This window comes from Xenorhabdus kozodoii, assembly GCF_002632875.1.
Taxonomy (GTDB): Bacteria; Pseudomonadota; Gammaproteobacteria; order Enterobacterales; family Enterobacteriaceae; genus Xenorhabdus; species Xenorhabdus kozodoii.
Genome location: NZ_NJCX01000076.1, coordinates 1 through 1,278 on the forward strand (window position 1 = coordinate 1; position 1,278 = coordinate 1,278).

Annotated in this window: 1 protein-coding gene; it reads left to right on the forward strand. The window is 52.7% G+C overall.

The window, feature by feature from the left end; all coding sequences use genetic code 11:
* Positions 1–1,269: transposase (locus tag Xkoz_RS19120; RefSeq protein ID WP_422646083.1), on the forward strand; the 1,269-nt coding region annotated here is incomplete at its 5' end.
* Positions 1,270–1,278 lie beyond the last annotated feature (9 nt).

Sequence of the window (1,278 nt, forward strand, 5' to 3'; positions counted from 1 at the left end):
CGATACCCGATGCTGGTCAAACAACATATGACACCTTCAGATCCTCTCGCCTGTGCAATTAAAGACGTGGCCAGCGCACAGAAAACCACGTTCGCCACCACGCAGGCCGTCTGGCGTTTTCTCAATAACGATCGGATCGCTTTCAGCCAGTTGAATGAACCCATTATCGCGCTGGCTCGCGAAGAAATTACCCGCAGTGCTCATCAATATGCGCTGGTTGCACACGACTGGTCCCGCCTGCATTACGCTCATCCCAGCAAGGAACAACGGCGACAGATGACGCATAAAACGGATGTCGGCTATGAGTTAAGAAGCAGCTTGCTTATCGATGCTGCTTCGGGGCTACCGGTTGCCCCATTAGGACAAACGCTCACGGACAGTACGTACTGCCATTCAACCCTGAATGACGCCCGGTCCGAACCGCTCACTCATCTGGATGCGCTGACGGCGGATATTACCCGGTTAGAAGCATTAGGTTTTGACAAAAAAATGGTTCACATTATCGACCGCGAGGGGGATTCCATCGGGCATATGAGAACCTTGAGCGAACAGGGATTTTACTGGCTAATCCGGGGGAAAGAGGGGCACCGTGTCCAATATCAGGGCAAAACAAAAAAAGTGGGTGAAGTGGCTGATGAACTCCGCTTTCAGGTTCAAAAAACCGTGAATTATAAAGGAAAGAAAGCCCATCTTGCCGTGAGTGAAACGGGGGTGAGCATCACACGCGCAGCGCAGTCAAAACAGAAAGATAAAGACACGAACAACAGGGTTCCAAAGCAGCCCGGGAAAGCGCTGGCGGTGCGGCTTGTGGTGGTCAGACTCAGTGATGATGAGGGAAAAGAGTTGGGTCGCTGGACCCTGCTGACGAACACAGAGGAGGCCATCCGTTGTGATGAAATCGCGCAGTGGTACTACTGGCGCTGGAATATTGAATCCTTTTTTAAACTCCTCAAAAGCGCAGGGCATGACGTGGGATCCTGGCTCCAGCGCAGTGCCCGAGCGATATTACGCAGACTGCTCATCGCCAGCATGGCCTGTGTACTGGTCTGGCGATTGCAACGTTCAGAGGGAGAGGAAAATGCCCGGGCCCGTCGATTAATTTGCCGGCTCTCAGGAAGGCAGCAAAAACGCGGAAGATTAGAGAGTGCCCCCGCTCTCCTTGCGGGATTATCCATCCTTCTGAACACATTAATGTTGCTATCCGAGTATACCCCCGAGGAACTGACCCTCTTAGCCGCAAGAGCATTGGGTCAGCTCGGAGATGTGTAGATACCTATG